Below are 23,140 nucleotides of genomic sequence, written 5' to 3' on the forward strand. Positions count from 1 at the left end.
TTCCTCAGTGGATGTACCCGACGGCGATCGCCAGCGGCGGCAGGGCGAACATCACGAAGATGAGAGCGCCGATGAGGCCCGACACGATCTCCATGAAGCGGCGGGTGCCGGCACGCACCCAACCCAGGGACTGGAAGGCGGACCAGAAGCCGTGGGAGACGTGCAGGCACGCAGCGGCGACGAAGACGACGTAGACCAGGACCATGACGGGGTTCTGGAAGGAGGCGACCATGCGCTCGTAGGGGGTGTTGTCCGCGGTGAAGCCGGTGCGGACGGTGGCGGTGGTGAAGTGCAGGATGTGGAAGACGATGAAGCCGAGCAGCAGGACGGCAGTGGCCCGCATGGTCCTGGCGGCGTAGGCGTCGGCGACGTTCTTCTTCACCACGTAGCGGGAGCGACGAGCCCTGCGCGAACGCGCCCACGTGTCGGCTGCGGCTGCCACGTGGATGACGAGCATGAGCAGCATCGCCGCACGGAAGACCCAGATGAATCCACCGTGGGGGAAGATCGGGTAGAGGGCATCCCCCTTGAGCCACTCGGCGTAGTGGTCGTACGCCTCCTGACCGAGGAACATCTTGAGGTTGCCGTAGGAGTGGAAGAGCAGGAAGAAGACGAAGACAAGTCCCGAGACCGCCATGAGTTGCTTGACGAACACAGTGGTGGTCCACGCGTGACGCTTCTTCGTCGCGACATTCGTTGTGGCCATGAGCGCAAGACTAGGGGTGTCGCGGGCCACGATCGTGGGACCGATGGGCGCCCGGTCACGTCGACGAATCCGGCGCAATCATTTTCCGCGCAATTCCGCGGATCCACTCTGCTTCGGCGAGCGTCCTCCCCGGTGCGGGCGCACCCGGGTACCCATCGGCGCAAGGTGGGCTGACCTGCATTTTACGAAGGACTCCGCTTCACATTTGCTCACGCGAGCCGGGCGCACATGGTCACGGCGTCCTCGACGGGGTTTCGGAAGTAGCGGGCCACCCGTCCGATCTCCTTGAATCCGACCGCCCGGTAGAGGTGCTGGGCACCCTCGTTGGAGCGTCGGACCTCCAGGAAGACGCGCTCGGCCCCGGCCTCTCGGGCGGCCCGCAGGAGGTCTTCGACCAGGGCCCGCCCGATACCGCGTCCCCGGTGGGCAGGCGCGACGCCGACACTCATGACATCCGCATCCACTCCCAGGGCGATCCCCGCCCAGGCGACGAGGACTCCCTCCTCGCGCACCCCGACCCAGTGACGCCGGGGGGACGACAGCTCCTCGGCGACCATGGGAAAGGTCCACGGGTCTTCGGCGAAGACGACCGATTCCAGCGCATGGACCTCCTGGGCGTCCTCGGGCCCCAGGGGGAGCAGGACGGGGGCGCTCACATCCGCTCCGGGGCGCGCCCCTGGATGTCGGGTCGGCGCAGGTAGAGGGGCTCGGTGCCCAGGCTCGCACGGTCCCCACGGGCCAGACGCGCACCGACGATGCGCACCATGACGGCCGGGTCCAGTGCCTCCAACGGGCCCAACAGGGCCGTGTCGATGGCGTCGCGGGCGTGGGCCGGCAGGGCCTCCTCGACGACGACCAGGGCGGAGCTCGCACGCATCTGGTTCGCGAGTTGGGCGGGTGAGCCGACCTCGAGGCGCCCGACCAGCGCGACGTCATCGGGGCCTTCGGCGGTGAAGTGGCCCCAGTGGAGTTCACGTCTGCGCGCGTCGGAGACGGCGAAGACGCTGCGTTCGGGGGGCAGGCGGTCCAGTGCCGCCCTGGCCAGGACCGCCAAGGAGGGCACGCCCCACACGGGCACGCCCACGGCGGCCGCCAGGACGCGGGCGCTGACCAGCCCGGCGCGCAGGCCCGTGAAGGGGGCCGGTCCGGTTCCCACCAGGACCGCCTCCAAGCGCTTCTCGGGCGCCAGGTCCTCCTGGTGCCTGGCGAGGTCCGTGGGAAGGCCGGCCTCGGTGAGGACCCGCCGCAGGAGGGGTGTGATGGCTTCGACGTGGTGGCGCGGGGAGTCCCCGTGCGCGCGGGCCAGGACCTGGCCGTCCTTGACGAGGGCGATGGAGGTGGTCGAGGAGGTGTCGAGGCACAGGTGGATCACGGCATGGATCCTACTCGTCGGGCTCCGCGGGATCGCCCTGCGTCCCGCTGATCGCTTCCCGGTCGGCCAGGGCCTCGAGGACCCCGTCCCAGCGTGCGCCGTGGGGATTCAGGGTGATGAGGCGGGAGCCGTCGTCCATGTGCGCCAAGTCCAGGGAGCCCTCCTCGTCCCTGTCGGCTGCGCCGCCGGTGCCTCGGGTCAGGTCGACCTCCAGGCGGGATTCGGACATGGCCTCGGTCTTGCCCCGGCCCCATTCGACGACGGTCACGGCCTCGTCCACGGTGGAGTCCAGGTCCAGGGTCTCCAGGTCCTCGACCCCGGTGATCCGGTAGGCGTCCGCGTGGATGAGATCCGGGCCACCGCAGGTGGAGGGGTGGACGCGGGCGACGATGTACGTCGGGGAGGTCACCCCCGCTCGCACGCCCAGGCCCTGAGCGAGGCCCTGGGTGAAGGTGGTCTTTCCCGCTCCCAGGCCCCCGCAGAGCATGACGAGGTCGCCGGCGCGCAACAGGGCGCCCAGTGCGCGCCCGAGGTCGCGCGTCTGGTCGGGGCTGTTCGTGCGAAAGCTCATGCGCATGGTGTCCTCCGTGACTGGTGGATGCGGTGGAGGCGCTCCCCCACGCGGGTGACGATCTCGTAGTTGATGGTGCCGGCCGCCTCGGCCCAGTCATCCGCGCCGACCTGGCCGGCGGCGGGGTCCCCGACGAGGACGACCGTGTCGCCGACGCGTGCGGGGGCCGCCGTTGCCGGGGTGGCCGGGCCGAGGTCGATGACGAATTGGTCCATGCACACACGGCCCACCTGCGCGGCATCGAGGGGGCCGTCGCCGGTCAGGACGGTGACGTGGGCCCGCCCGGATGCGGTGCGCAGGATCCCGTCGGCATAGCCGAGGGGTACGAGGCCGAGCCAGCGGGGTCCGGGGGTGCGCCAGGTGCCGCCGTAGGAGACGGGCCTGTCGGCGGCAACCCTCTTCACCGAGGTCAAGGGCGCTTCAATGCGCATTGCGGGGCGCAGCCCGAGGTCCGCTGAGGTGGCGACCTGCGGGTCGGGGCTCAGGCCGTACAGGCCGATGCCTGCGCGCACCAGGTCGAGGTGCGTGTCCGGGTGCCACAGGATGCCCGAGGTGGCGGCCAGGTGACGCAGTTGCGGACGCACTCCTCGCGTGAGCAGCAGCTCTTCTGCCGACAGGAGGGTCTCCAGGTGCTCGCCGGTGGAGGCCAGGCCGTCGGGGCTCGGGTCGTCGGCGCGGGACAGGTGCGACCACAGGCCCACCACTTCGACTTGGCCGTCCTGGACGGCCCGTGCCACCGCATCGACCAGGGCAGGCAGGTCCTCCGGGGTGGAGCCGGCCCGGGACATGCCGGTGTCGACCTTGAGGTGGATGCGGGCTGGGCGACCGACCTTGCGGGCGGCGGCCACGACCTCGTCGAGGACCCAGGTCCACGACACCGACAGGTCCAGGTCGGATTCGATCGCCCGGGCCCACGGGGCTTGCGTGGGGGCGATCCACGTGAGGACGGGGGCACTGGTGCGGGGGATCCCGGCCCGGTCGAGGCCGGCACGCAAGGTGAGGGCCTCGCTCAGTTGGGCCACGCCCAGCCACTGGCTGCCCGCCTCCAGGGCGGTCAGGGCCACGGGAAGCAGGCCGTGACCGTAGGCGTCGGCTTTGACGACGGCCATCTGCAGGGCATTGGGGGCCGCCTCGCGCAGGCGGTGAAGGTTGTGGGCAATGGCATCGAGGTCGACGACGACCCGCCCCGGGTGGTGCACCTCGGCCGAGGAGTCCTGCCGGGTCGGCCGGGCGAGGGACGACTGGTCGGCAGGTGGGCGGGTGGCGGTCGGGTCCTCATTCACCCTGCCAGTATTCCACCGAGGCCCGGTGCCCTCACCCGTCCAGGGACTTGGCCACCCCCGCCAGGACGGCTCCTGCCACGAGGAGGGCGACCCCCGTCATGGTCCACACCATTTCCTTGCGGGTGCGCTTCTCGCCGAGCAGCAGGATGCCGCCGAAGGTCGAGATGACGACTCCGAGCTGCGAGAGGGTGAATCCTGCGGCGACCCCCACGCGGGCGGCGGAGATCTGCAGGATGAGCACCGCGCAGCCCCAGACCATGCCGGTCAGGACCTGTTTGGCGGTGCCGACCGACCAGCGGGTCTCGGTGGGCCCCACCCACGGGGTCAAGCGCGGGGCGGACAGTACCAGGCCGATCGTCAGGTAGCCGGCGGCCTGGGGCAGCAGGGCGGAGCGTCCGTCGATGCCGAACCACTGGACCAGAAGCAGGTAGACCACCAGGCCGAAGGTCGAGGTGATGAGCAATTTGATGCCACGACGCCAGTCGAGGGCGCTTCCACCTGCGGGCTCGGCCGACTTCTCCGTGCGAGAGGTCAGCCAGACTCCGAGGACGAGGGCGACGATGGCGGCGGCGCCGAAACCGAAGGAACCCACTTGGCGCCACTCGCCGAAGAGGAGGACCCCTCCAAGGCTCATGGACACCAGTTGGGCGCCGGTGGAGATCGGCATGGTGCGTGAGACGCCCAGGACCCGCAGGCACACGGTCTGTTCGAACAGGCCCCATCCGAGCAGCAGACCGGAGACGTAGGAGATGAGCAGGGTCCTGGCGTCCCAGTGGACGCCGAGGAAGGGCGTGGCCACGACCGCCATGACGAAGCCGCCGATGTACATGCCCATGACCCGTTGACGGTCGTCCCCACCCAAGGCGATGAGCATGAGGCTCATCGTTCCGAGGATGAGGGACGGGCTGAGCGCGAGGAGTAGGTCTGCCACGAGGTCAGACACTAGTGCGCCGCGCACCCACGACTTGACCGCGAAGTGCCCCTTCGAGGGCGGAACCTGTCACACCCGGGCGCGCACGGCTCATTCCTCCATGGCCAGGACCGCTTCCTCGCGCTCGCGGAAGTAGGTGATGGTGTCGTGGACGAGGGCGTCGAGCACCGCCGCATCGGGCACGGCAGTGCGCGCGGCGTAGGGGCCGGCTCCGGGGCCGAGGGGTTCAGGGGTGACGAAACGTCCGGGAGTGTTCATGCCGATGAGGTACAGGGCCATGATGATGGTGTCCAGGTCCATGGACCCCTTGCCCAGGGCAAGTCTGTTGGTGTCGGCCATGTGGAGGTTGACGAGGCGCTGCCCTGCGTCAAGGATGGCCAGCGGGATGTTCGCCTCCTCCACGAGCATGTGGTAGACGTCCCCGTTGATGTGGGCGACGCCCGGGTGGTCGACGGCCTCGATGTAGGCCACCGCGTCCTCGACGGTGTGCACCAGGGAGACTTCGGCGGAGCGGATGGGTTCGATGGCGGCTTTGACACCGGCCTCGACGAAGACCTCGGCCACTGTGCGCAGGGCCTGCACCGATCGCGGGAACTCGCTGGAGTCGTAGGCGTCGGGGCGTCCGACGGAGCCCGGGACGACCAGCAGGTACTGCCCGCCCATTTCCTCGGTGAAGGCGACCTCGCGGCGAATGTAGTCGATGGCGGCCTGTTGTTCGAGGGGCCGGTTGGAGGACAGGTCGTTGTCGTCGGAGAACATTCCGCACACCCCGGAGGTGGACAGGCCGTGGGCGTCGAGGACGCGCCGGGTCCGGGCGACGTCGTAGCCGAGGTCGTCCCCGTAGTGGTTCCCGTGCAATTCGATGAAGGACAGGCCTTCGCGGGCCAGTCTGGCGCAGGACACCTCCAGGTCCTCCAGGCCGAAGCCCCAGTTGGACCACGACAGGTCGATCCTGCGTTCGAAGGCATCGGGCCTGTCCCGTTTGGCGCTCAGGAACTGCTCACGCACCTGTCGGCGCCAGCGGTCCACCACTTGTTCACCCATTGCGTCCACCCCATTCGCTTTCCCCGGCGCAAAGGCCCCATCGCCTCTTGTCGTCACCGGGTGCGGCACAGTCGGCACTCCCGTGTGCACCGCTCCTTGAACGTTACCGGCCGCGCCCGCACTTGTTCAAGGTTTTGCGGACCGGGGGGCTTCAACGCCGGCAGGGCCGGGCCTGCTCCAGGGCGGCGCCGATGACGCCAGGCACCGCCTCGGCGATGTCATCGGGCAGGATCGGACCTCCCACCGCCCCGAGACGCAGTGAGGCTGCGCGGGCCGCCTCGGCGTGGATCCACACTCCCCTGGCGGCCACCTCCAACATGTCGACCGTGACCCGCCCCCCGGGGGAGGTGGCGGCCTCGGCCCGCACACGCGCGGCGGCGGCCAAAGTGGCCAGCACCCCGGCCAGCACGTCCCCGGCCCCGGCCACACCCGCCCAGCCGATGCCCGTCGGGGCCACGCAGATGCGCCCGTCGGGAGCCACCACGACGGTGCGCGCCCCCTTGAGGACGACGACGGCTCCACTCGCCTCGGCAAGAAGTCGCCCGGCGGCCACGGGGTGGGCTTCCACCCAGGTGCGGGTGACGCCCTCGTCACGGCGCAGGGCGGACAGGAGGACCGCTGCCTCACCCGCATGCGGGGTGAGGATCACCTGGGCCAGGCTCCCGTGGGCGCGGTGCAGGGAATCGACCAGCCCCAGGGCTTCGGCGTCCACGACCAGAGGCAGTGCCTTGCGCAGGCACTGGCCGGCCAGGGCTTCGGCGCGCGCCCGCGACTCCTCGTCCATTCCCGGCCCGACCACGCCCGCCTGGAAGCGGCCGGGGACGGTGACCACGGCCGGATGGCGCGAGACGACCAGGGCCTCCACGCGCGGGTCGGCGAGCAGGCGGACCATTCCCGGGCCCGCCCCAAGGGCGCCGCGCACGGCCAGGACTCCGGCACCCGGGTAGCTGCGTGATCCGACGGCGGCACTGACCACGCCGCGGGTGTACTTGTGGTCGTGCACTCCGGGCACCAGGTGGGTACCTGCCACATCGGCGGCTTCGAGCATTCCGCACACCGCGGCCGTGGGGGCGGGGATCCCGATGTCGGCGACCTCGACGCTGCCGACCAGGTGGCAGGCGGGCGGGAGGAGCAGCGGCGTCTTGGCCGCCACCATGGTGACCACGTGGTCGGCGGGCAGGACCGGCCCTTCCACCTCGCCGTCGGGGTGCCACAGGCCCGAGGGCATGTCCACGGCGACGACGAAGGGTCTGCGGCGTTTGGCCTGTTCGGCGAGGAATTCGATGACTGTGGCCAAGGGGCGTCGGATGGGCGAGGACGCCCCCGTGCCCAGGACCCCGTCGATCCACACGGGGGCGTCGAGCAGGTCGCGGTCGCGCATCGACGCCGGCAGGCACAGCAGGTCGCCCTCGCCGGGGGCCTGCAGGGAGGACCACAGGGGCAGGGTCTCCACCTCGACCCCGGCACGGGTGGCCGCCTCCAACGCATGGGCGTGCGGATGGTCGCTGACGAGGACGGCGCGCACGGCCACACCCTCGTCGGCGAGCATGGCGGCGGCGTACAGGGCGTCGCCCCCGTTGTCCCCTCCCCCGACCAGGGCGAGGACCTCCTCGCCCTGGCGAAGGCGCACCCGGACCGAGTCGGCGACGGCCCGCGCGGCACGCAGCATGTACCGGTCGGGCTCGCCCTCGGCCGCCGCGGAGGCGACCGGAGTCCTTTCCGCTTCGCGGACGGCGAGCGGGACGTGCGCGGGAATCACGGGCGATTCACTCCATTCACTCCACGGTGACCGACTTGGCGAGGTTCCTCGGCTGGTCCACGTCCAAGCCCTTCACGGTGGCCAACTCGCAGGCGAAGATCTGCAGGGGCACCACGGTCAGCAGTGGCGCGTACAGGGTCGGGGTGGGCGGGACCCTGAAGACGATCTCGGCGAACTCGTCCGCCGAGGAGTCCCCTTCCTCCGCCACGACGATGGTGCGGGCCCCGCGTGCGCGAACCTCCTGGATGTTCGAGACGACCTTGTTGTGCAATTCGGGCCGGCGCGGGGTCGGCACGATGATGATGACGGGCTGCCCCTCGTCGATCAGGGCGATCGGGCCGTGCTTGAGTTCTCCTGCGGCGAAGCCTTCGGCGTGGATGTAGCAGATCTCCTTGAGTTTGAGAGCGCCTTCCATGGCCACCGGGAAGCCGACGTGACGCCCCAGGTAGATGACGGAGGTGGCGTCCTTCATCACGCGGGCCGCCTGGCGGACGGTTTCGCCGCCGTCCAGGACGTGCTGGATCTGGTCGGGCAGCTTGCCGAGCTTTTCCAGGTAGTCCTGGATCTCGTCGACGTACTTGTTGCCGCGCACCTGCGCCAGGTAGAGGCCCAGGATGAAGCAGGCGGTGACCTGCGAGGTGAAGGCCTTGGTGGAGGCCACGGCGATCTCCGGGCCCGCGTGGGTGAGCAGGACCGCGTCGGACTCGCGCGAGATGGTCGAGCCCGGGGTGTTGACCACGGCCACGACCTTGGCCCCCTGCTCGCGGGCGTGCCGGATCGCCATGATCGTGTCCATGGTTTCACCCGACTGGGAGATGGCCACGACCAGGGTCTTCTCGGTGACCACCGGGTCGCGGTAACGGAACTCGTGGGCCAATTCGACCTCGACGGGGATGCGGCACCAGTGTTCGATGGCGTATCTGGCCACCTGACCGGCGTAGGAGGCGGTGCCGCAGCCGACGATGACCATCTTGTCGATGGTGCGCAGGACGTGTTCGGGGATGCGGACTTCGTCCAGGGTGAGGTGCCCGAGGGAGTCGAGGCGGTCCGCCAAGGTGTCGGCCACGCCGCGGGGCTGCTCGTGGATCTCCTTTTCCATGAAGGTCGGCCACCCGTCCTTCGTGGCCCGGTCGGAGGCGAAGTCGACCTCGTAGGTCTTGGGCGAGGCGATGACGCTTCCGTCGGCGTCGACGACGGTCACTGCGGTGGCGGTGACGGCGACGAACTGGTCCTGGCCGATCTCCACCGCGGTGGAGGTGTGTTCGACGAAGGCCAGGACATCGGATCCGAGGAAGTTCTCCCCCTGGCCCAGGCCCACGACCAGCGGGGAGGAGCGGCGCGCGGCGACGACGACGTCAGGTGCGTCGGCGCACACGAGGAGCAGGGTGAAGGTGCCGTCGATCCGGCCGGCGACGTGACGCATGGCGCCGACCATGGCGCGGGCAGTGTCGTGGTGCTGCGGGGCGATCCCGGCGACGTCTCCTTCCCATGCGGGCACCTGCGGGTCGTCGACCGCGCGGGCGAGCATGTGGACCAGGACCTCCGTGTCGGTCTCGGAGGCGAGGACGACGCCTTCTCCGCGCAACTTCTCGCGCAGGGCATCGGCGTTTTCGATGATGCCGTTGTGGACGAGGGCGAAGCGTCCGTCCATGGAGGTGTGGGGGTGGGCGTTGGCGGTGGTGGGGCGCCCGTGGGTGGCCCAGCGGGTGTGGCCGATGCCGCTGAGGGCAGGGGCCACTTCGGCCGTGTCGAGCAGGTCGACGAGGTTGGCGAGTTTGCCGACGGCCTTGTGGACGTGCAGCGAGTCCGCGTCGACGAGGGCGACGCCGGCGGAGTCGTATCCGCGGTACTCGAGACGGGCAAGACCTGCGAGGACGACCTCGCGTGAACGCTGGGAGGGGGTGGAGGCCACGTGGCCGACGATTCCGCACATGGCAGCCATTGGACCACAGGCCACCCACCCACATCCACAGCAGTCCCGACGCCGGACGACGGCGCGAAGCGGAGGACTTCACTTCGACGAGTCGACCTTGCGTTGAAGTCGCCTTGTGCGCACGAGGACTCCTCCCACGATCCCGACCAGCCCCAGGGCCCCGGCCACACCCAGGACCGTGGCGAGGTCTGCGCCGGTCGCAGCCAGATTGCCCTTCGTGGAGCCCTCGGTCGAGCCCGATCCGTCTCGTGGGGCCTTCGGCCCAGTGCCGTCGGAGCGAATGACGAGGGACTTCGTCGCCCGCGATTTCGCCGTGGTGGCAATGACCTCATGCGTTCCTGCGGGGAAGTTCTCGGGAACCACCCACGTCAGCTTCGCCTGCCCGTCCGAGGATGCTTTGACGCTTCCAAGACGCAGCGGATCCGAATGGATGGTGAACTCGACGTCCTGCCCCGCCGTCGCACCGGAGGCTGTCATGACCACCGACTCGCCGGGAGCCGCCGAATCCGTGCTCAGTTCCAGGACGAGGTGCTGCGGCTGGGGATCCGGATTGGGTTTGGGATCCGGGTTCGGTTTGGGATCCGGGTTCGGTTTGGGGTCCGGGTTCGGTTTGGGGTCCGGGTCGGGCGAGGCGCCGTGCCCCTTGATGTCAAGAGTGAAGGTGGCCGCATTGCCCGCCTCGTCGGTGGCGGTGACTTCCAGCCTTCGCAGGCCGTCCCACCGCGGAGAGCCCGTGACGGAGTTCTTGGCCGGATCGAAGGTCAGGCCCTGCAGGTCCTCCGTTGGCGGATCCTGCGGCCGGGCAGCGTCCCTCAGGCGCACCGCGACACGCGCCTTCGACACGTTGTCACGTGCTGAAACGGTGATCGCAGTGATCTCTTCGCCGGCGGGCACGTCTTGGTCCTGCCACGGTGTCGCCCACACCTCAGGAGCCGCCGCATCGACGACCTCCAGGTTCTCGCCCTTGCGAGTCAGTCCGAAGACCTCCGACGTGTTGCCGGCATAGTCGCCGATGACGAATGAGAAGGTGTTGTCCACTCGACGTGGGCGACCCAGTTGGCCGTTCTCGTCGTCGTTGCCCCAATCCGAACGATTGTTCTTGCCGCGTGTCGCCGTCCAGGTCTGGTCGCCCGTGGAGTCGATGCGCCGCCAATCGGTTGTGGCCGGATTGTTGAGGTGGAAGGTACGGCCCTGGTCGACGACGACGTCCTCGGTTCCCATGGGCCGCGCGAAGTGGTCGTGGTAGCGCCCACGGACCGACAGTGCGCCGACCGTTTCCTCTCCGAGTGGTTCGACGCTCGCCCTGAAAGGAAGCCCTTCCGGAGGGGCCTGGAGTGTGGCACTGGTCGCATCGGCGGGGACCACGATCTCCGCATGTCCGCGGTAGGGGTTGTCGGCACCGGCGAAGAGGGTTTCGATCCTGACCTTGTAGCCCTTGGGCGCTCCTGAAGCAGGTGGCGTCCAGTGCACCGACACCTTTCCCGCCTCGGCTGCGTGGACGTGGAGTCCTGTCGAATCCTTCGCCGTGTCGATGGTGACGCTGCCGGGCAGGTGAAGACGGGAGACCGGAAGATCTGCCGGCTCGGAACTCGATCCATCCTTGCCAATGGCCCTGAGACGCACGGTGAAGTCCCCGTCGATGCCGACGTTCTTCACGTATCGAGTGTCGGCATAGGCATCGGCGAGATGATGGACACGGCCTTGGGAATCGAGGGCTTCGAGGCGATAACTGTCCACCTCCGAGAAGTCGGCACGATCCCAGGAGACGTTGAGCTCACCATCGGAGGTGATTTCATCGACGCGCAGTCCGGACGGCGTTGCGGGCTTCGCACCTGCGGACCCCAGTGACACCTGCCCCACGTTGATCTGGAGTTGCTCGCCCTGAGCACCTCTGACGACGAATCCAATGGTCGCGATCCTCCTGCCGGCGTACGGAGCCAGGTCGACGGTCGAGCTCGTCCATTCGTTCCCACCATCGGCTTGGAGGGCGAGTTCTTCGACGACCTCCGGGGCGTCGGCGAAGACCAGCCCGAGCTTCAGTTCGCCATTTCCGACGCTCCTCTTCCACGTGACTGTCGCCGTGGATCGGGAGGACACGCCGAGGTCCGTCTTGAAGAGTCGAATCGTCTGGGGCGTCCCGGCGCTTCCATGGAGGACGAGTGAGTTGCCGCCCTGCCAAGCGCCTTGAGGGACAAATGGTGACGCAATGGATTCCCCGCGGATGTCCACGCGCGGCTCTTCACCGTAGTCAAAATCGGCACCGAGCGTCACCTCGCCTTTCGAGGTGATCCACCACTGCCATGACGGCAAAATGGATTGGGCACCCATGTCGGTCCATGCCGACGTGTTCGTGATCGCACCATCGGTGTACGAGGCCATCCCCTTGCCCGTGGAGAAGTGGGTGTGGAAGGAATCGCCCTGGATGACACTGCGTGCGGGAGTGAAATCTGCGACCCCCATCCACCTGCCCGGGGAGTCAATCGCCACGTCGGGGTTCGCAGCCTCCTCGCCGGTGCGGGTGACGTCCTGCTTCATTCCGGAGAAGTACATGCGTTCACGCTGAGCGATCATCCACTGATAGGGCTGCTGCTGCATGAAAGGACGCTGGGGGCTCTTCCGCCCGGTCAGTTCTTCGATCTGGTCGTCGAGTCCTCGCTGGTAGAAGTTGGACGGGTCGAAGAGGGCGATCGACGTCAGCGGCGAATGGTTGTCATCGGAGGAGTACCCTGCCCGGATGTCACGAACTCCACTGTGCCTGCGACCGTCGAACCCGGTTTGATTCGCCTCGATGCCGGCGAAGACTTCCGCATGGGGATCGTATCCGTTCTTCACCGCCCAGTCGTGCATGGATCGGCCGTCGTTTCCGTAGTTGACGAACACCGATTCGTGGATCCGTGGATACTGGGCGTCCCGGAGCCATTGCGCCTTGCTCGCGTTGAATGACGAGTTCGTGTCGTACCACTGGGTGTAGAGCCCTTGGGACGTCAGGTACGACATGAACGGCTTGAACTCGTCGCGACGGTCCCCGTGTTCCTCCTCATTCAGGAAGTACCCGTCGAAGCCGTAGTACTTCGCCATCTCGACGAGCTTCTTGGCGACGATGTAGGCGTCGGAGTCGTCCTTGTCGAAGATCTCGTTCAAGGTGAGTCCGGGGCGGAACGACGGGTCGAAGTACAACACGGCGATCGACTTCACACCGTTGCGGTGCGCGGCGTTCGTGTATTCGGGTGTGGGAATGGAGAGGATCCCGAATTCGAATCCTCTGTTCGTCCACAGTGAGTTCTCCGGATCGTACAGCCCCTTGGGAACTCCGAAGGATGCCCCGCCGTGCCATGGGGCCCAGTAGTCGACGTACTGCCAGAAGTTCATGGCGTGGTCGGTGAAGGTGTTGTTGTGCGTGGTGGCGTCGAAGAAGGCGTTGCCGTAGTCGCCCTGCATGAGCATGATCTGCGCCTTGCCATCGAGCTCGGGCTTGACCTGCGTGTCGGGGTTGCGGGCGATCCGCTCCTGGAGGGGCACACTGGCCCGCAGATGCTTCGAATACGGGTCGCCCTCCGGCGTCCACGTCTTGAGGTCCTGGATTCGATACCCCGTGATGACAGGTTGCGCACTGCCCACGCGTGAATCCTCATCAGGAGGGTAGGTGTCCGCGGCGAGCGCACTGGGGACGAGGGGGAAGGTCAGCGACAGCGCGAGCAGGAAGGCGACCACCCTGCCCTTCCGCCTTGACGAGGTGACGCCGACTCGTGAATGTGATGAAGTCCGCACGACAAGCTCCTTTGCTCGTGTTCGCACATCTACTGAAGCGGTTTAGTTCACGACAGGAAGTGATGGTAGCAAAGCCGTGGGCGACTTCCAAGGGGTCGGATCCGACCTCGGGCGTCCGAGGGCGCCAATGAGGGCTTCCTCACGACACATGTGGCCCGGCTCGCCCGTGTCCGCACTGCGCACTGCGGCAGGATTTCCACGTGAGCTCCATCGTCGACACACACGCGGACCCGCCCTCACCCCACTCGCACTACGACCGCAGCGAATGGGACCGGCTGGCCGACCGGACTCCCCTGCCCCTGACCCAGGAGGACATCGATCGGATCGCCTCCCTGGGCGACCCGATCGACATGAGCGAGGTCGACGCGATCTACCGGCCCCTGTCGGCCCTGCTGCAGTTGTACGTGGACGGGAGGCGCCGCACTGCCGCCGAACGGCGCGCCTTCCTGGGCGAGACCGGTGCCCCCGAAACTCCTTTCGTCATCGGCATTGCCGGTTCGGTGGCGGTGGGCAAGTCGACGGTGGCGCGCCTGCTGCAACTCTTGCTCTCGCGCTGGCCGCACACCCCGCGCGTGGACTTGGTGACCACCGACGGATTCCTGCTGCCCAATGCGGAGCTGGAGCGGCGCGGCATCTTCGCCCGCAAGGGCTTCCCCGAGTCCTACGACCGGGTCGCACTGGTGAACTTCATGGCCTCGGTCAAAGCCGGTGTGGGGGACTTGCACGTGCCGGTGTATTCGCACCTGGTCTATGACGTGGTGCCCGGGCAGTTCACGGTGGTGGACCGTCCCGATGTCCTCATCGTCGAGGGCATCAACGTCCTGCAGCCGCCGCGTCTTCGCCCGGGTGGGGCCAGGGTCGCCGTGTCGGACTACTTCGACTTCTCCATCTACGTCGACGCCGACGAGGCCCACATCGAACAGTGGTACGTCGACCGTTTCCTCACCCTGCGTCGCACGGCCTTTTCACGCAAGGGATCCTTCTTCCGCACCTATGCGGGGCTGAGCGACATCGAAGCCGAAGCCACGGCCCGCATGGTGTGGAGCGCCATCAACCTGCCGAATCTGCACGAGAACATTGCCCCCACCCGCGAGCGCGCAACCATGGTCTTCACCAAGGGCCCCGACCACCGTGTCGAGTCGATCCTGCTGAGGAAGGACTGAGACACGGGCGGGGTGGTCGAAGTCGGCGCTTCGGCCACCCCGCCTTCGAGCCGTGTCATTGGCCCGTGTGGGTCATCCGACGGGTTCTCACTTCTTGACCCGTGCCAGGTGCTTGCGGGTCAAACGAAGCCCCAGGCCCACGCACAGGGCCACGGCGGAGGTCAGGATAATGAGCAGCGTTGCCGCGCCCGTCCTCGCCAGGGGGGACTTCGTGTCCTTGCCGCTGGGCGAGGTGCTCCCCTTGTCGGTCTTCGACTGCGCGCCCCCCCTTTTCGGTCTTGGGTGCAGGGGGCGTCGGCGACTTCGTCACGGTGAGCTTCCTCTCCACCGTTCCGCTCTGGGCTGCGGCCACGACCAGGCGGTGCTGGCCCGCGGCGAATCCGTCGGGAACCTTCCACGTGAAGCCGGCTGCACCGTCCGCGGAGGCGGTGACGCTGCCGATGGTCACAGGGTCGGAGTGAATGGTGGCGGTGACCTTCTCGCCTGCGGCAAGGCCGGAGACGGAGACCACCAGTTCATCACCGACTCCCAAGGTGTCCTTGTTGACCTCGACCTTCATCTGGGGCTTGGGAGCCGGAGCGTCGCGCGTCACCCAGTACAGGAGGCGCGCATCGCCACCACCGACGGCAGGAAGCGTCACGGTGGCGCTCTCACCCGTGCCCAGGTCGACTTCGTCGGCGGTCTTCGCCTGCGGGTCGACGAGGACGAGGTGGGAGTCGGCCGACGGCTTCCTCACGGTCAAGGTGATGTCCTGGGCGGTCTCGGCGAAGGAACCGTCATCGGTTCGCGGATCCAACAGCTGGGAGGGGAACTTGGTCGTACCGGTCAGGGCGTTGACGACCATGAAGCCCTTGGGGGCGCTCGTGGACTGGCCGAAGATCTCCTTCGACTTGTCCGCGCTCAGGCCGGGGATCTGCTCGAAGTAGCCGACAACGACGTCACCCGCCTTGCCGCCATTGACCGAACCCACGTTCTTCACGGAAAGGTCCTCCAGGCCCACGGCGGCGTTGGCCGCCTTGGCCGCCTCACCTTCGGCGAAGTTGCCGTAGGTGTACCCCTCCAGCTTCGCAGCGCCGGCGCGCCCCTCGTACTCGCCCGACTTGTAGGCCACGAAGGTCGAGTTCATGGCCTTCGTGTAGTCACCCAGGTGACGCACGTGCCCGAAGATCTTCGAGAACTCGTAGAAGGAGCGGGTCGGCGCACCGTCGTGGTCGATGATCGAGGAGCGGTCGTAGCCGTTGTACTCCATGCGGAACAGGCCGAACCACTTCTGGCCTGTGGCCAGACCCAGTGCGGGCACGATGGCCTTCTGCGACTCGGAGACGTTGGCGTCCCAGTTGTAGTCCAGGTACTGGCCGTACAGGATCGGACTGGCCCCGTCGCCGCTCAGACCCTTGAGGGCGTACTCGCGCTGCGCCTTCCACGTCTGGGTGTTGAGCAGGTTCAGGACGACCTCGGACGGAGCCGGACCACGGTTGACCCCGTAGTAGTAGGTGTCCCAGCTGAGCAGGTCGGGCTTGGCATTGCGCACGTAGTAGTCGAGGTGCGCCGGGTGGAACCACGACGGGTCGTTCCACGAATTCGCGTGGACCACTGCGCCCGGAATGTGCGTCTTGGACCAGTCGAACCACTTGCCGAAGTTGTCGGCCTCGTACTTGGTGAAGCCTCCCTCGTCCCCGTACTGGATGTCGACCAGGGTCTTGGCGTAGGGCTTCATGTACTCGTTGAAGAAGTCGCGAGGCTCCCCGGCGGCGCTGATGCCGTTCTTGCCGAAGGGCGCCTTCGCGATCGCCCACGGAGCGCCCTTGCCCAAGGACTCCATCATTGCCGTGTTGAACATCGGCAGGTCGTAGAACATCGGGAAGGCGCCGTTGGTGAGGTCCCGTTCATGGGCGTCGAAGCCGCCGCGCCCGTAGCCCTCGGAAGGCACCCAGGCCGGCATCATGACGCCGTACTGGAGGGCAAGGGTCTGCGCCCGGTTCACGCCCCACTTGCCTTGGCCAGGGTCGAAGTCGTGGTAGCGCTCGTAGACGGAGTTGTCGACCACCGGGGGCTTGGGCTGCTCGCCCTCGGGCAGGCCCCACACCTCGACGTCCTTGATCTCGACGGCGGTGGCGATGTTCTGGGGCGTCTGCGGTTCGGTGGCGGTGTTCATCCACACGCGGATCTTGTGGGCGGCGTGGTAGGCGTTGAAGTCCCAGTACCACAGGCCCCTGGCGTCACGGGTGAGAGAGGCGTGGGTGACGATGGTCTTCCACTGGGCCCCCTCCTTCTCCTGGACGGCGATGGCCACGGAGTTTCCTCCGTGCCACCCCTCGACACCCGGGGGCAGTTCGGGCCAGCCGAAGGCGTTGACACGGTGCACGTGGCGCGTCGCCCCCAGGTCCAATTCGAATCCGGTGACCTCCTGGCTCCACTCCTGGCCGCGTTTGAGCGGCTTGGCGGTGAAGGAGGTCTTCCGGTCGCCGTCGGTCAGGGCCGCATTGTCGGCTGCAGTGCCACCGTTGACCGAGGCCTTGGCGGGTATGAGGACATTGCCGCGGAAATCGGTGGCCACCTTGGTGATGTTGACGACGTAGGTCGCCTTCTCGTCGCCCTTGCTGACTTCGGCGGTGACCACATTGAGGCCGTCGCTCAATTCGAGGCCGGACACGCGCCCGTTCTCGTCGACCGGCGCCCCGTTGATCGAGGCAGTGGCGCCCTCGACGGTCCGGATGCGCGCCGAGACCTCACGCGCGTGGAAGTAGCCGGTCGCCTCGTAGGTGTGGGTCCCCGCGGCGAAGTCGACGGGCTCGCCCGGCTTGCCGTACGGAAGCTGGTCGATGACGAAGTCGAGGACCAGAGCATCCGAACCCTCCCCGGCGCCGGGTTCGCTCGGGTGCGGCACTTCGGGCTTGGGCCGGGGGTCGGGAGCCGGCGTCTTCGGGTGGTCGGTGATGGCATTGCCGTCGGCGTCGCAGGGCAGCACTTTGATGTCGGACAGGGCCATGTCCTTCTTCGCCGGGACCAGGGCGCTCAGGCCGGTCAAGGTGATGACGGGCTTCGTCGTCCTGGCGAAGGTGATGTACTGCTCCTCATTCGTCTTCACGAGCTCGGAGGCGTGGGCGAGTTCAACACCCTGTCCCCACGTCCCGGCCTGCACATCCGTGCGCCACTTCTCCAGGGCGGTCGGATCGGCCGCAGGGTTGCCCGGATCGGCGTCGAATGCGTGGACGCGGTACTCGCCGGGCAGGTGGTCATTGCCGAAGGTCGTGTCGTAGGTGGGGCGCGCTGTCACGGCGATGCCGCAGGTTCCCTGTGCGGCATCGGGGTTCTTCAGGGCCAGGGCGTGAGGGAAGGGGTCGGTGCCGCCCTTCCACTTCGTCGTCCAGAACGTCACCTGGGCTCCACTGCGGCCCGTGTCGTCATCGACGAGGGCGTCGATGCGTCCATTCGGAGCGGTTTCACCGACGCTTTCCTGGGAGGTGGCCCAGAGAACCTCGGGGTGGAAGGGGCCCTTGTCGGGGGCAGGGTCGGCGTTCGCGGCAACAGGCGCGATTCCGAGCATTGTGATGGTCAGCGCCGGCGCTGCGAGCCCGGCGAGTATGTGGCGTTTCCCCACGCGTCAACTCCTTCGTCGATGGGAATGGGAGGAATGGCGGTACCGGGCTCGTGCCCGGCTGGCGGCTGGCTCGTGGTGTCGTCCTCGTTGCTGGTGTGCACTCCTCCTTTCCCCGGTGGTGGGTCGTGGACACGCGTGCTTGCCCGCCCTCGCGCCCACGCGGGTCACATCCAAGGCGGGTCTCACACCTGGTCGATGACCAGGCCCACGGCGTGACGCGCCCCCACATCGGGGACCTCGATGCGGGTCAGCCCCGCCCTCGTCCCCTGCTGCCAGGTCAGCGACGCCGCGTCCTCGTCCTCGGCGCCGAGGACCCGGACACCTCCGACCCTCAATGCCACCTCCACGTGGGTGGCGGGCACGGAGGCCTCGGCCTGTTCTCGTCCGGCCGGGGGCATTCCGAAGAGGTGGATCCTGCCCGGGTGCGCACAGTCCTCCTTGGTGCCAGTGGCGTACCAGGACCAACCGTCCTCGCCCTCGACCTGCAGGGGTTCGGCGAGGGCGCGGGTGGAGTGGATTCCCTCGCCATTGGCCCGCATCCAGCGTCCGAGTTCGGCAAGGCCCTTCTTGACCTCGACGGACATGGCTCCGGTGGCGTCCGGGCCGACACCGATGAGGTAGTTGCCTCCGCGAGAGACGATGGCCAACAGGTTGGAGATGATGTGTCGCATCGGCTTGATCGGGTCGTCCCTGCGCATCGAGCACCAGCCGCGGGTCATGGTGATGCACGACTCCCACGGGTGGTCCAGCACGGAGTCGGGCACTTCCTGTTCGGGGGTGCGGTAGTCCTCGTTGCGCCCGTGGACCTCACGGTCGACCACGAGGATTCCCGGTTGCAGTGCGCGCGCACGGTCGGCGATCCGGTCCATGTCGATGGGCTCGCGGGGTTCGCACACCCAGCCTGCGTCCAACCACAGGACGTTGACGGGCCCGTACCTGGTCAGGAGTTCCTCGATCTGGTTCTTCGTCATGTCCACGAAGGAGCGCCACTTGGCGGGGTGGGCGGCGATGTCGTAGTTGTGGAAGCGGTCGCGCAGGGGCTTGGACCGGTCCCAGTAACCCGGGTGGTTCCAGTCGGCCTTGGAGAAGTAGACGCCGGTCTCCATGCCGCGGGCGCGGAAGGCGTCGAAGACTTCGCGCACGATGTCGCGCCCCAGCCCGGCGTCTTCGCCGGTGGACTTGAAGTTGGAGAAGTCCGTGTCGTACATGGCGAAGCCGTCGTGGTGCTTGGTCGTGAAGACGACGTAGCGCATACCTGCCTCTTGGCAGGCCCGTGCCCACTCGTCGGCGTCGAAGTCGACTCCGGTGAAGGTCCGCGCCTGGTCGCAGTACCACGTGTGGTAGTCCTCGTCGGTGCCGCTCCAAGAGGCAGGGGGGTCGGTGAAGTCGCCGAGGTGCTGGCGGTGCAGGGACCATGAGCCATCCAGTCCGATGGAGGAGTAGATGCCCCAGTGGATGATGACCCCGACCTTGTGGTCCCTCCAGTGCTCCAGGGCGCGTCTGGTCACCGGGTCGCTGGGCCAGGTGTATCCGGGGTCCGGTGAGGCCTCCAGGGCACCGGCCGCCGCCAGGTCGTCCGGGCGGAACTCTTCGGACAGGTCCTCACTCATGGGGGGCAGCCTTTCGGGTCGGTCAGAACTTGAGGCCGCCGGCCTCGATGCCTCGGAAGAAGAAGCGCTGGCTGAAGACGAAGACGGTGACCACGGGGACCAGGGCGACGACCGCTCCGGCCAGCACCAGTTGGTAGGTGGTCCCCTGTGGCGAATTCTCGATGGCCGACAGGGTGAGCATGAGCGTCTGCTTCTTCGGGTCGGGGAGCATGAGCAGCGGGAAGAGGAAGTCGGACCATGCCGCGATGAAGGAGGTGAGGCCGACGACGGTGAGGGTGCCGCGCACCTGCGGCATGAAGACCTCCCAGAAGCGGCGCCACTCCCCCGCCCCGTCGATCAGAGCGGCGTCCTCGATCTCGTCGGGGATGCCCATGAAGGCCGCACGCATCATGAGGATCTGGAAGGGGCCGATCATCGTCACCATCCACACACCCGGCAAGGTGTTGTACAGGTCGATCTGCACCATCATCTTGTACAGCGACAGCATGATCGCTTCGAAGGGGAAGATCATCGCCGACAGGACGACGAAGTACATGACGGAGCGTCCCGTCCACCCGCGCCGGCTGAGCATGTACCCGCCGACGCAGCTGAGCACGATGTTCGAGACGACGGTGAGGAAGGCGATGGTCGAGGAGTTGGCGATGGAGATGAGGATGTCGGTGCGTTCGAAGAGCCTGTGGAAGGACTCCAGGGATCAGGTCTGCGGGAACAGCGTGGCGCCCTGACCGAAGACGGCCTCGCCGGGGGCCTTGAAGGCGGCCATGAGGGGAAGCAGCAGGGGCCCGATGAGAAGGATCGTCACCAGGACCAGGATCGTGTAGCGCAGGACCAGTTGCGGCCCGCGCAGCCGCCTGCTGGGCGTGTTCCGTTGGGCCTGTTCGCGCGACCTGCGCGCCCACCATCGCCGGAGGGCGTCCGTACGGCTGCTCCGGTCCTCGTGGTCTGCGAGGATGCTGGTGGCGCTCATTGGTCCTCGGCCTTTCGCTGGAGCCTTTGCGAGGCGATGATGAATCCGAAGGTCAGCAGGAACAGGCACACCGACGCGGCGTCACCCTGTCCGAGGGATCCGAAGGTGGGGTCGACGATCCGGTCCCGGATGTACATGGTCAGGGTCTTCGTGGGCGAGGCCGCACCGCCGAGCAGGTAGACCTCGGTGAAGATCTTCAAGGAACCGATCGTCGTCAAGGTGGCGACGAGGAACATCATGACCTTGACGCCGGGTACGGTCACCGTCAGGAAGCGTCGCACGGGCCCTGCCCCGTCCAGCTCGGCGGCCTCGTACAAGGAGGTGTCGACGTTGGCCAGGGCGGACAGGTACAGGATCATGTAGTAGGGCAGGCCCTGCCACAAGGTGATGACCATGGCGCAGGCCAGAATCAGCCACCTGTCGGACAGGAAGGGCACGGGGGTGGACACCGCGCCGATCAAGGCGAGCAGATTGTTGACCGGGCCCTGCTCGTCGAGCAGGTAGCGCCAGGCCAAGGAGATGACGACGAGAGAGGAGACGGCGGGCAGGTAGTACAGGGTCCTGAAGACCGAGATGCCCGGGACCGGGCTCTTGACCAGCAGGGCCAGGAGCAACGGCAGGAGGACCATGAGGGGGACCACGCACAGCGCATAGACCAAGGAGTTTCCCACGGCCTGCCAGAACTCGGGGTCGGACAGGATCGTCGCGTAGTTGTCCAGGCCGATGAATCGTCCGGTCCTGCCCAAGGGCTTGGTCTTCGTGAAGGAGACGTGGACGGTGGTGACGAAGGGGTAGATGTAGAAGGTGATGACCGCGAGGACGGGGATGGTCACCCACAACCAGGGCATCCATCCTGGTCGGAAGCGGGCAGCCCCATTGAGGCTGCGCTCGCGCTGAGGTCCTCGGGCCACGGCGTCCGCCTTTCGTCAATTCGTTCGAGTAAGGTGTGCGCCTTCGGCGGCGGAGCGAGGAGGAGAAGAGCTGCCCCGCCGCCGAAGGTTGGTCCCGATCAGCCGTTGAGTTCCTTGAGCAGCTTGTTCATCTGCTCCTGGGCGGTCATCAGGGCCTTCTCGGGTTCGACCTCGCCGCGGATCGCCTTGTTGACGTTTTCGACGAGGGCGGCCTGGACTCCACCGGTGAGGTAGAAGACGTCGGGGTAGGCCTCGGCCTCCTTGGCGGCGGCTGCGGCCTGCTCGTAGGCGGCCTTGAACACCGGGTCGTCCGCGATGGCGGGCGGGTTGGCGGCAAGCTTGTCGAGGGCCTCGGTTGCGGCGGGGAAGATGATGGCTCCACCGTCACGGGTCCATGCGAGCTCGTTTTCCGCATTGGTGATCCACTCGGCGAACTCCATGGCCAGCGGGGCGTTCTTCGTGGTGACCGACACGGCGATGTACTGGCCTTCGAAGACGGGCTTGACGTCCTTGTTCGTCGGGAAGGGGCCCACGCCGGTGTTGTCGTAGACGCCCTTGTTGTTCGCCTTGACGGACTTGAGGAAGGAGGCGTTGGGCGTGCCGAAGGCAAGATTGCCGTTGGCGTAGGCCTTGCCCGGGTCGGGCTCGCCGGTCAGGGAGTCCTTCGGGACGGCGCCGCTCTTGTACAGCTCAGCGAACCTGGTCACGTAGGAGATGGCCACGGGGTTCGACGCGAAGTCGAAGGCGGTGCGGTCCTTGTTGAGCAGGTTCACGCCCATGCCGTGCAGCTGGGCGACCATGTACCACTCGGGCGAGCCGTAGATGCCGAAGTCGCCCTTGCCGGAGGCTGCGACCTCTGCCGCCTGGTCGAACATCTCCTCCATGGTTGCCGGGGGCTTGTTCTCGTCCAGGCCCGCGTTCTTGAAGACTGCCTTGTTGTAGGTGGTGATGTAGGGGCCGTAGTACCAGGGCAGTGCCGTGTGGTGGTCATTGGCGCCCAGGGCCGTCGAGTCCCAGATCGAGGGGACGAACTTGTCGCCGATTCCCGGGGCCTTGACGTCGTAGTCCATGAGCAGGTTCGCCTTGGACAGGGCGAGGATCGTGGAGGAGGGGACGTTGACGACGTCGGCCATCTTGCAGTTGGTCACCTGGGCGGTGATCGTCTGGTCGAACTCGCCGCCGCCTCCCTGGTCGGTCCAGTTGATCTTCACACCGGGGTTGGCGTCCTCGAACTCCTTGATCTTCGCCTTGAAGAAGTCGCCGAAGTCGGCCTGCAGCCCCTGTGTCTGGAAGGTGATCTCCCCTTCGACCGTGGAGGTGTCGATGGCCGAGCCGTCGAGGTTGCCCGCCGGGATGTCGCAGGCGACGTCAGGAGCGGGGATCTCGGCGCCGGCGCCGGCCGCGCCGGACTGGCCCGCAGAAGTGGCGCTGTCGCCGGAGCAGGCCGACAGGCCCAAGGTGGTGATGATGATGCCGCTCAGGAGCACGGCACCAAGTTTCCGTTGCTTCATGGGTGACCTC

General features: G+C 67.4%; 15 protein-coding genes and 1 pseudogene. 1 reads left to right on the plus strand and 15 read right to left on the minus strand.

Annotation, left to right across the window (positions count from 1 at the left end; all coding sequences use genetic code 11):
- Positions 1–4: 4 nt before the first annotated feature.
- The 10 genes from I6B53_RS08935 to I6B53_RS08980 form a co-directional block, all read right to left on the minus strand.
- Positions 5–706, minus strand: coding sequence for a succinate dehydrogenase cytochrome b subunit (locus I6B53_RS08935; RefSeq protein ID WP_216763893.1), 702 nt, complete (start codon positions 704–706; stop codon positions 5–7).
- Between the two features lie 209 nt (positions 707–915).
- The gene (gene rimI, locus I6B53_RS08940; protein WP_253953846.1) at positions 916–1,362 is read right to left on the minus strand and encodes a ribosomal protein S18-alanine N-acetyltransferase; all 447 of its coding nucleotides are present in this window, start codon (positions 1,360–1,362) and stop codon (positions 916–918) included.
- Positions 1,359–2,078, minus strand: a complete 720-nt coding sequence (gene tsaB, locus I6B53_RS08945) for a tRNA (adenosine(37)-N6)-threonylcarbamoyltransferase complex dimerization subunit type 1 TsaB (protein ID WP_216763894.1) — start codon at positions 2,076–2,078, stop codon at positions 1,359–1,361. Before tsaB ends, rimI begins: the two co-directional genes overlap by 4 nt.
- Positions 2,079–2,088: 10 nt before the next feature.
- Positions 2,089–2,649: a tRNA (adenosine(37)-N6)-threonylcarbamoyltransferase complex ATPase subunit type 1 TsaE gene (tsaE, locus tag I6B53_RS08950; protein ID WP_253953847.1), complete on the minus strand. Its 561-nt coding sequence runs from the start codon at positions 2,647–2,649 to the stop codon at positions 2,089–2,091.
- Positions 2,646–3,848 (minus strand): alanine racemase, encoded by a 1,203-nt coding sequence (gene alr / locus I6B53_RS08955; protein ID WP_216765443.1) that lies wholly within the window; start codon positions 3,846–3,848, stop codon positions 2,646–2,648. Before alr ends, tsaE begins: the two co-directional genes overlap by 4 nt.
- Before the next feature lie 115 nt (positions 3,849–3,963).
- Positions 3,964–4,863 carry a GRP family sugar transporter gene (locus I6B53_RS08960; RefSeq protein ID WP_216763896.1) on the minus strand — a complete coding sequence of 300 codons (900 nt, stop codon included), beginning with the start codon at positions 4,861–4,863 and terminating at the stop codon, positions 3,964–3,966.
- A gap of 90 nt (positions 4,864–4,953) precedes the next feature.
- Positions 4,954–5,907, minus strand: a complete 954-nt coding sequence (locus tag I6B53_RS08965; RefSeq protein ID WP_216763897.1) for a sugar phosphate isomerase/epimerase — start codon at positions 5,905–5,907, stop codon at positions 4,954–4,956.
- 151 nt (positions 5,908–6,058) lie between these two features.
- A complete protein-coding gene (locus I6B53_RS08970) occupies positions 6,059–7,666 on the minus strand; it encodes a bifunctional ADP-dependent NAD(P)H-hydrate dehydratase/NAD(P)H-hydrate epimerase (RefSeq protein WP_216763898.1) in 1,608 nt (535 codons plus the stop codon).
- A gap of 16 nt (positions 7,667–7,682) precedes the next feature.
- A complete protein-coding gene (gene glmS / locus I6B53_RS08975) occupies positions 7,683–9,599 on the minus strand; it encodes a glutamine--fructose-6-phosphate transaminase (isomerizing) (RefSeq protein WP_216763899.1) in 1,917 nt (638 codons plus the stop codon).
- 78 nt (positions 9,600–9,677) lie between these two features.
- A complete protein-coding gene (locus I6B53_RS08980; protein ID WP_216763900.1) occupies positions 9,678–13,367 on the minus strand; it encodes a cell wall protein in 3,690 nt (1,229 codons plus the stop codon).
- Positions 13,368–13,567: 200 nt separating this feature from the next.
- On the opposite strand from I6B53_RS08980, the gene coaA reads away from it, so the two are divergent.
- Entirely contained in the window at positions 13,568–14,530 is a 963-nt protein-coding gene (gene coaA, locus I6B53_RS08985; protein ID WP_253953848.1) for a type I pantothenate kinase, read from the plus strand.
- 55 nt (positions 14,531–14,585) lie between these two features.
- On the opposite strand, the gene I6B53_RS08990 is transcribed toward coaA, so the two are convergent.
- The 5 genes and pseudogenes from I6B53_RS08990 to I6B53_RS09010 form a co-directional block, all read right to left on the minus strand.
- Positions 14,586–18,131, minus strand: coding sequence for a cadherin-like beta sandwich domain-containing protein (locus I6B53_RS08990; protein WP_253953849.1), 3,546 nt, complete (start codon positions 18,129–18,131; stop codon positions 14,586–14,588).
- Positions 18,132–18,313: 182 nt separating this feature from the next.
- Positions 18,314–19,741, minus strand: coding sequence for an alpha-L-fucosidase (locus tag I6B53_RS08995; protein ID WP_216763901.1), 1,428 nt, complete (start codon positions 19,739–19,741; stop codon positions 18,314–18,316).
- A 22-nt stretch (positions 19,742–19,763) separates the two neighbouring features.
- A pseudogene (locus I6B53_RS09000) lies at positions 19,764–20,621 on the minus strand (carbohydrate ABC transporter permease); the annotation flags it as partial.
- A gap of 83 nt (positions 20,622–20,704) precedes the next feature.
- The gene (locus I6B53_RS09005) at positions 20,705–21,556 is read right to left on the minus strand and encodes a carbohydrate ABC transporter permease (RefSeq protein ID WP_216763902.1); all 852 of its coding nucleotides are present in this window, start codon (positions 21,554–21,556) and stop codon (positions 20,705–20,707) included.
- A 161-nt stretch (positions 21,557–21,717) separates the two neighbouring features.
- The gene (locus I6B53_RS09010) at positions 21,718–23,130 is read right to left on the minus strand and encodes an extracellular solute-binding protein (RefSeq protein WP_216763903.1); all 1,413 of its coding nucleotides are present in this window, start codon (positions 23,128–23,130) and stop codon (positions 21,718–21,720) included.
- Positions 23,131–23,140 lie beyond the last annotated feature (10 nt).

This window comes from Schaalia sp. 19OD2882 (assembly GCF_018986735.1).
Lineage (GTDB): Bacteria > Actinomycetota > Actinomycetes > Actinomycetales > Actinomycetaceae > Pauljensenia.

Coding starts and splice junctions, on each gene's coding strand:
- I6B53_RS08935 (WP_216763893.1), bottom strand. CDS start 706: ATGGCCACAACGAATGTCGCGACGAAGAAGCGTCACGCGTGGACCACC.
- tsaE (WP_253953847.1), bottom strand. CDS start 2,649: ATGAGCTTTCGCACGAACAGCCCCGACCAGACGCGCGACCTCGGGCGC.
- I6B53_RS08965 (WP_216763897.1), bottom strand. CDS start 5,907: ATGGGTGAACAAGTGGTGGACCGCTGGCGCCGACAGGTGCGTGAGCAG.
- glmS (WP_216763899.1), bottom strand. CDS start 9,599: ATGTGCGGAATCGTCGGCCACGTGGCCTCCACCCCCTCCCAGCGTTCA.
- I6B53_RS08995 (WP_216763901.1), bottom strand. CDS start 19,741: ATGAGTGAGGACCTGTCCGAAGAGTTCCGCCCGGACGACCTGGCGGCG.
- I6B53_RS09005 (WP_216763902.1), bottom strand. CDS start 21,556: ATGCCCTGGTTGTGGGTGACCATCCCCGTCCTCGCGGTCATCACCTTC.
- I6B53_RS09010 (WP_216763903.1), bottom strand. CDS start 23,130: ATGAAGCAACGGAAACTTGGTGCCGTGCTCCTGAGCGGCATCATCATC.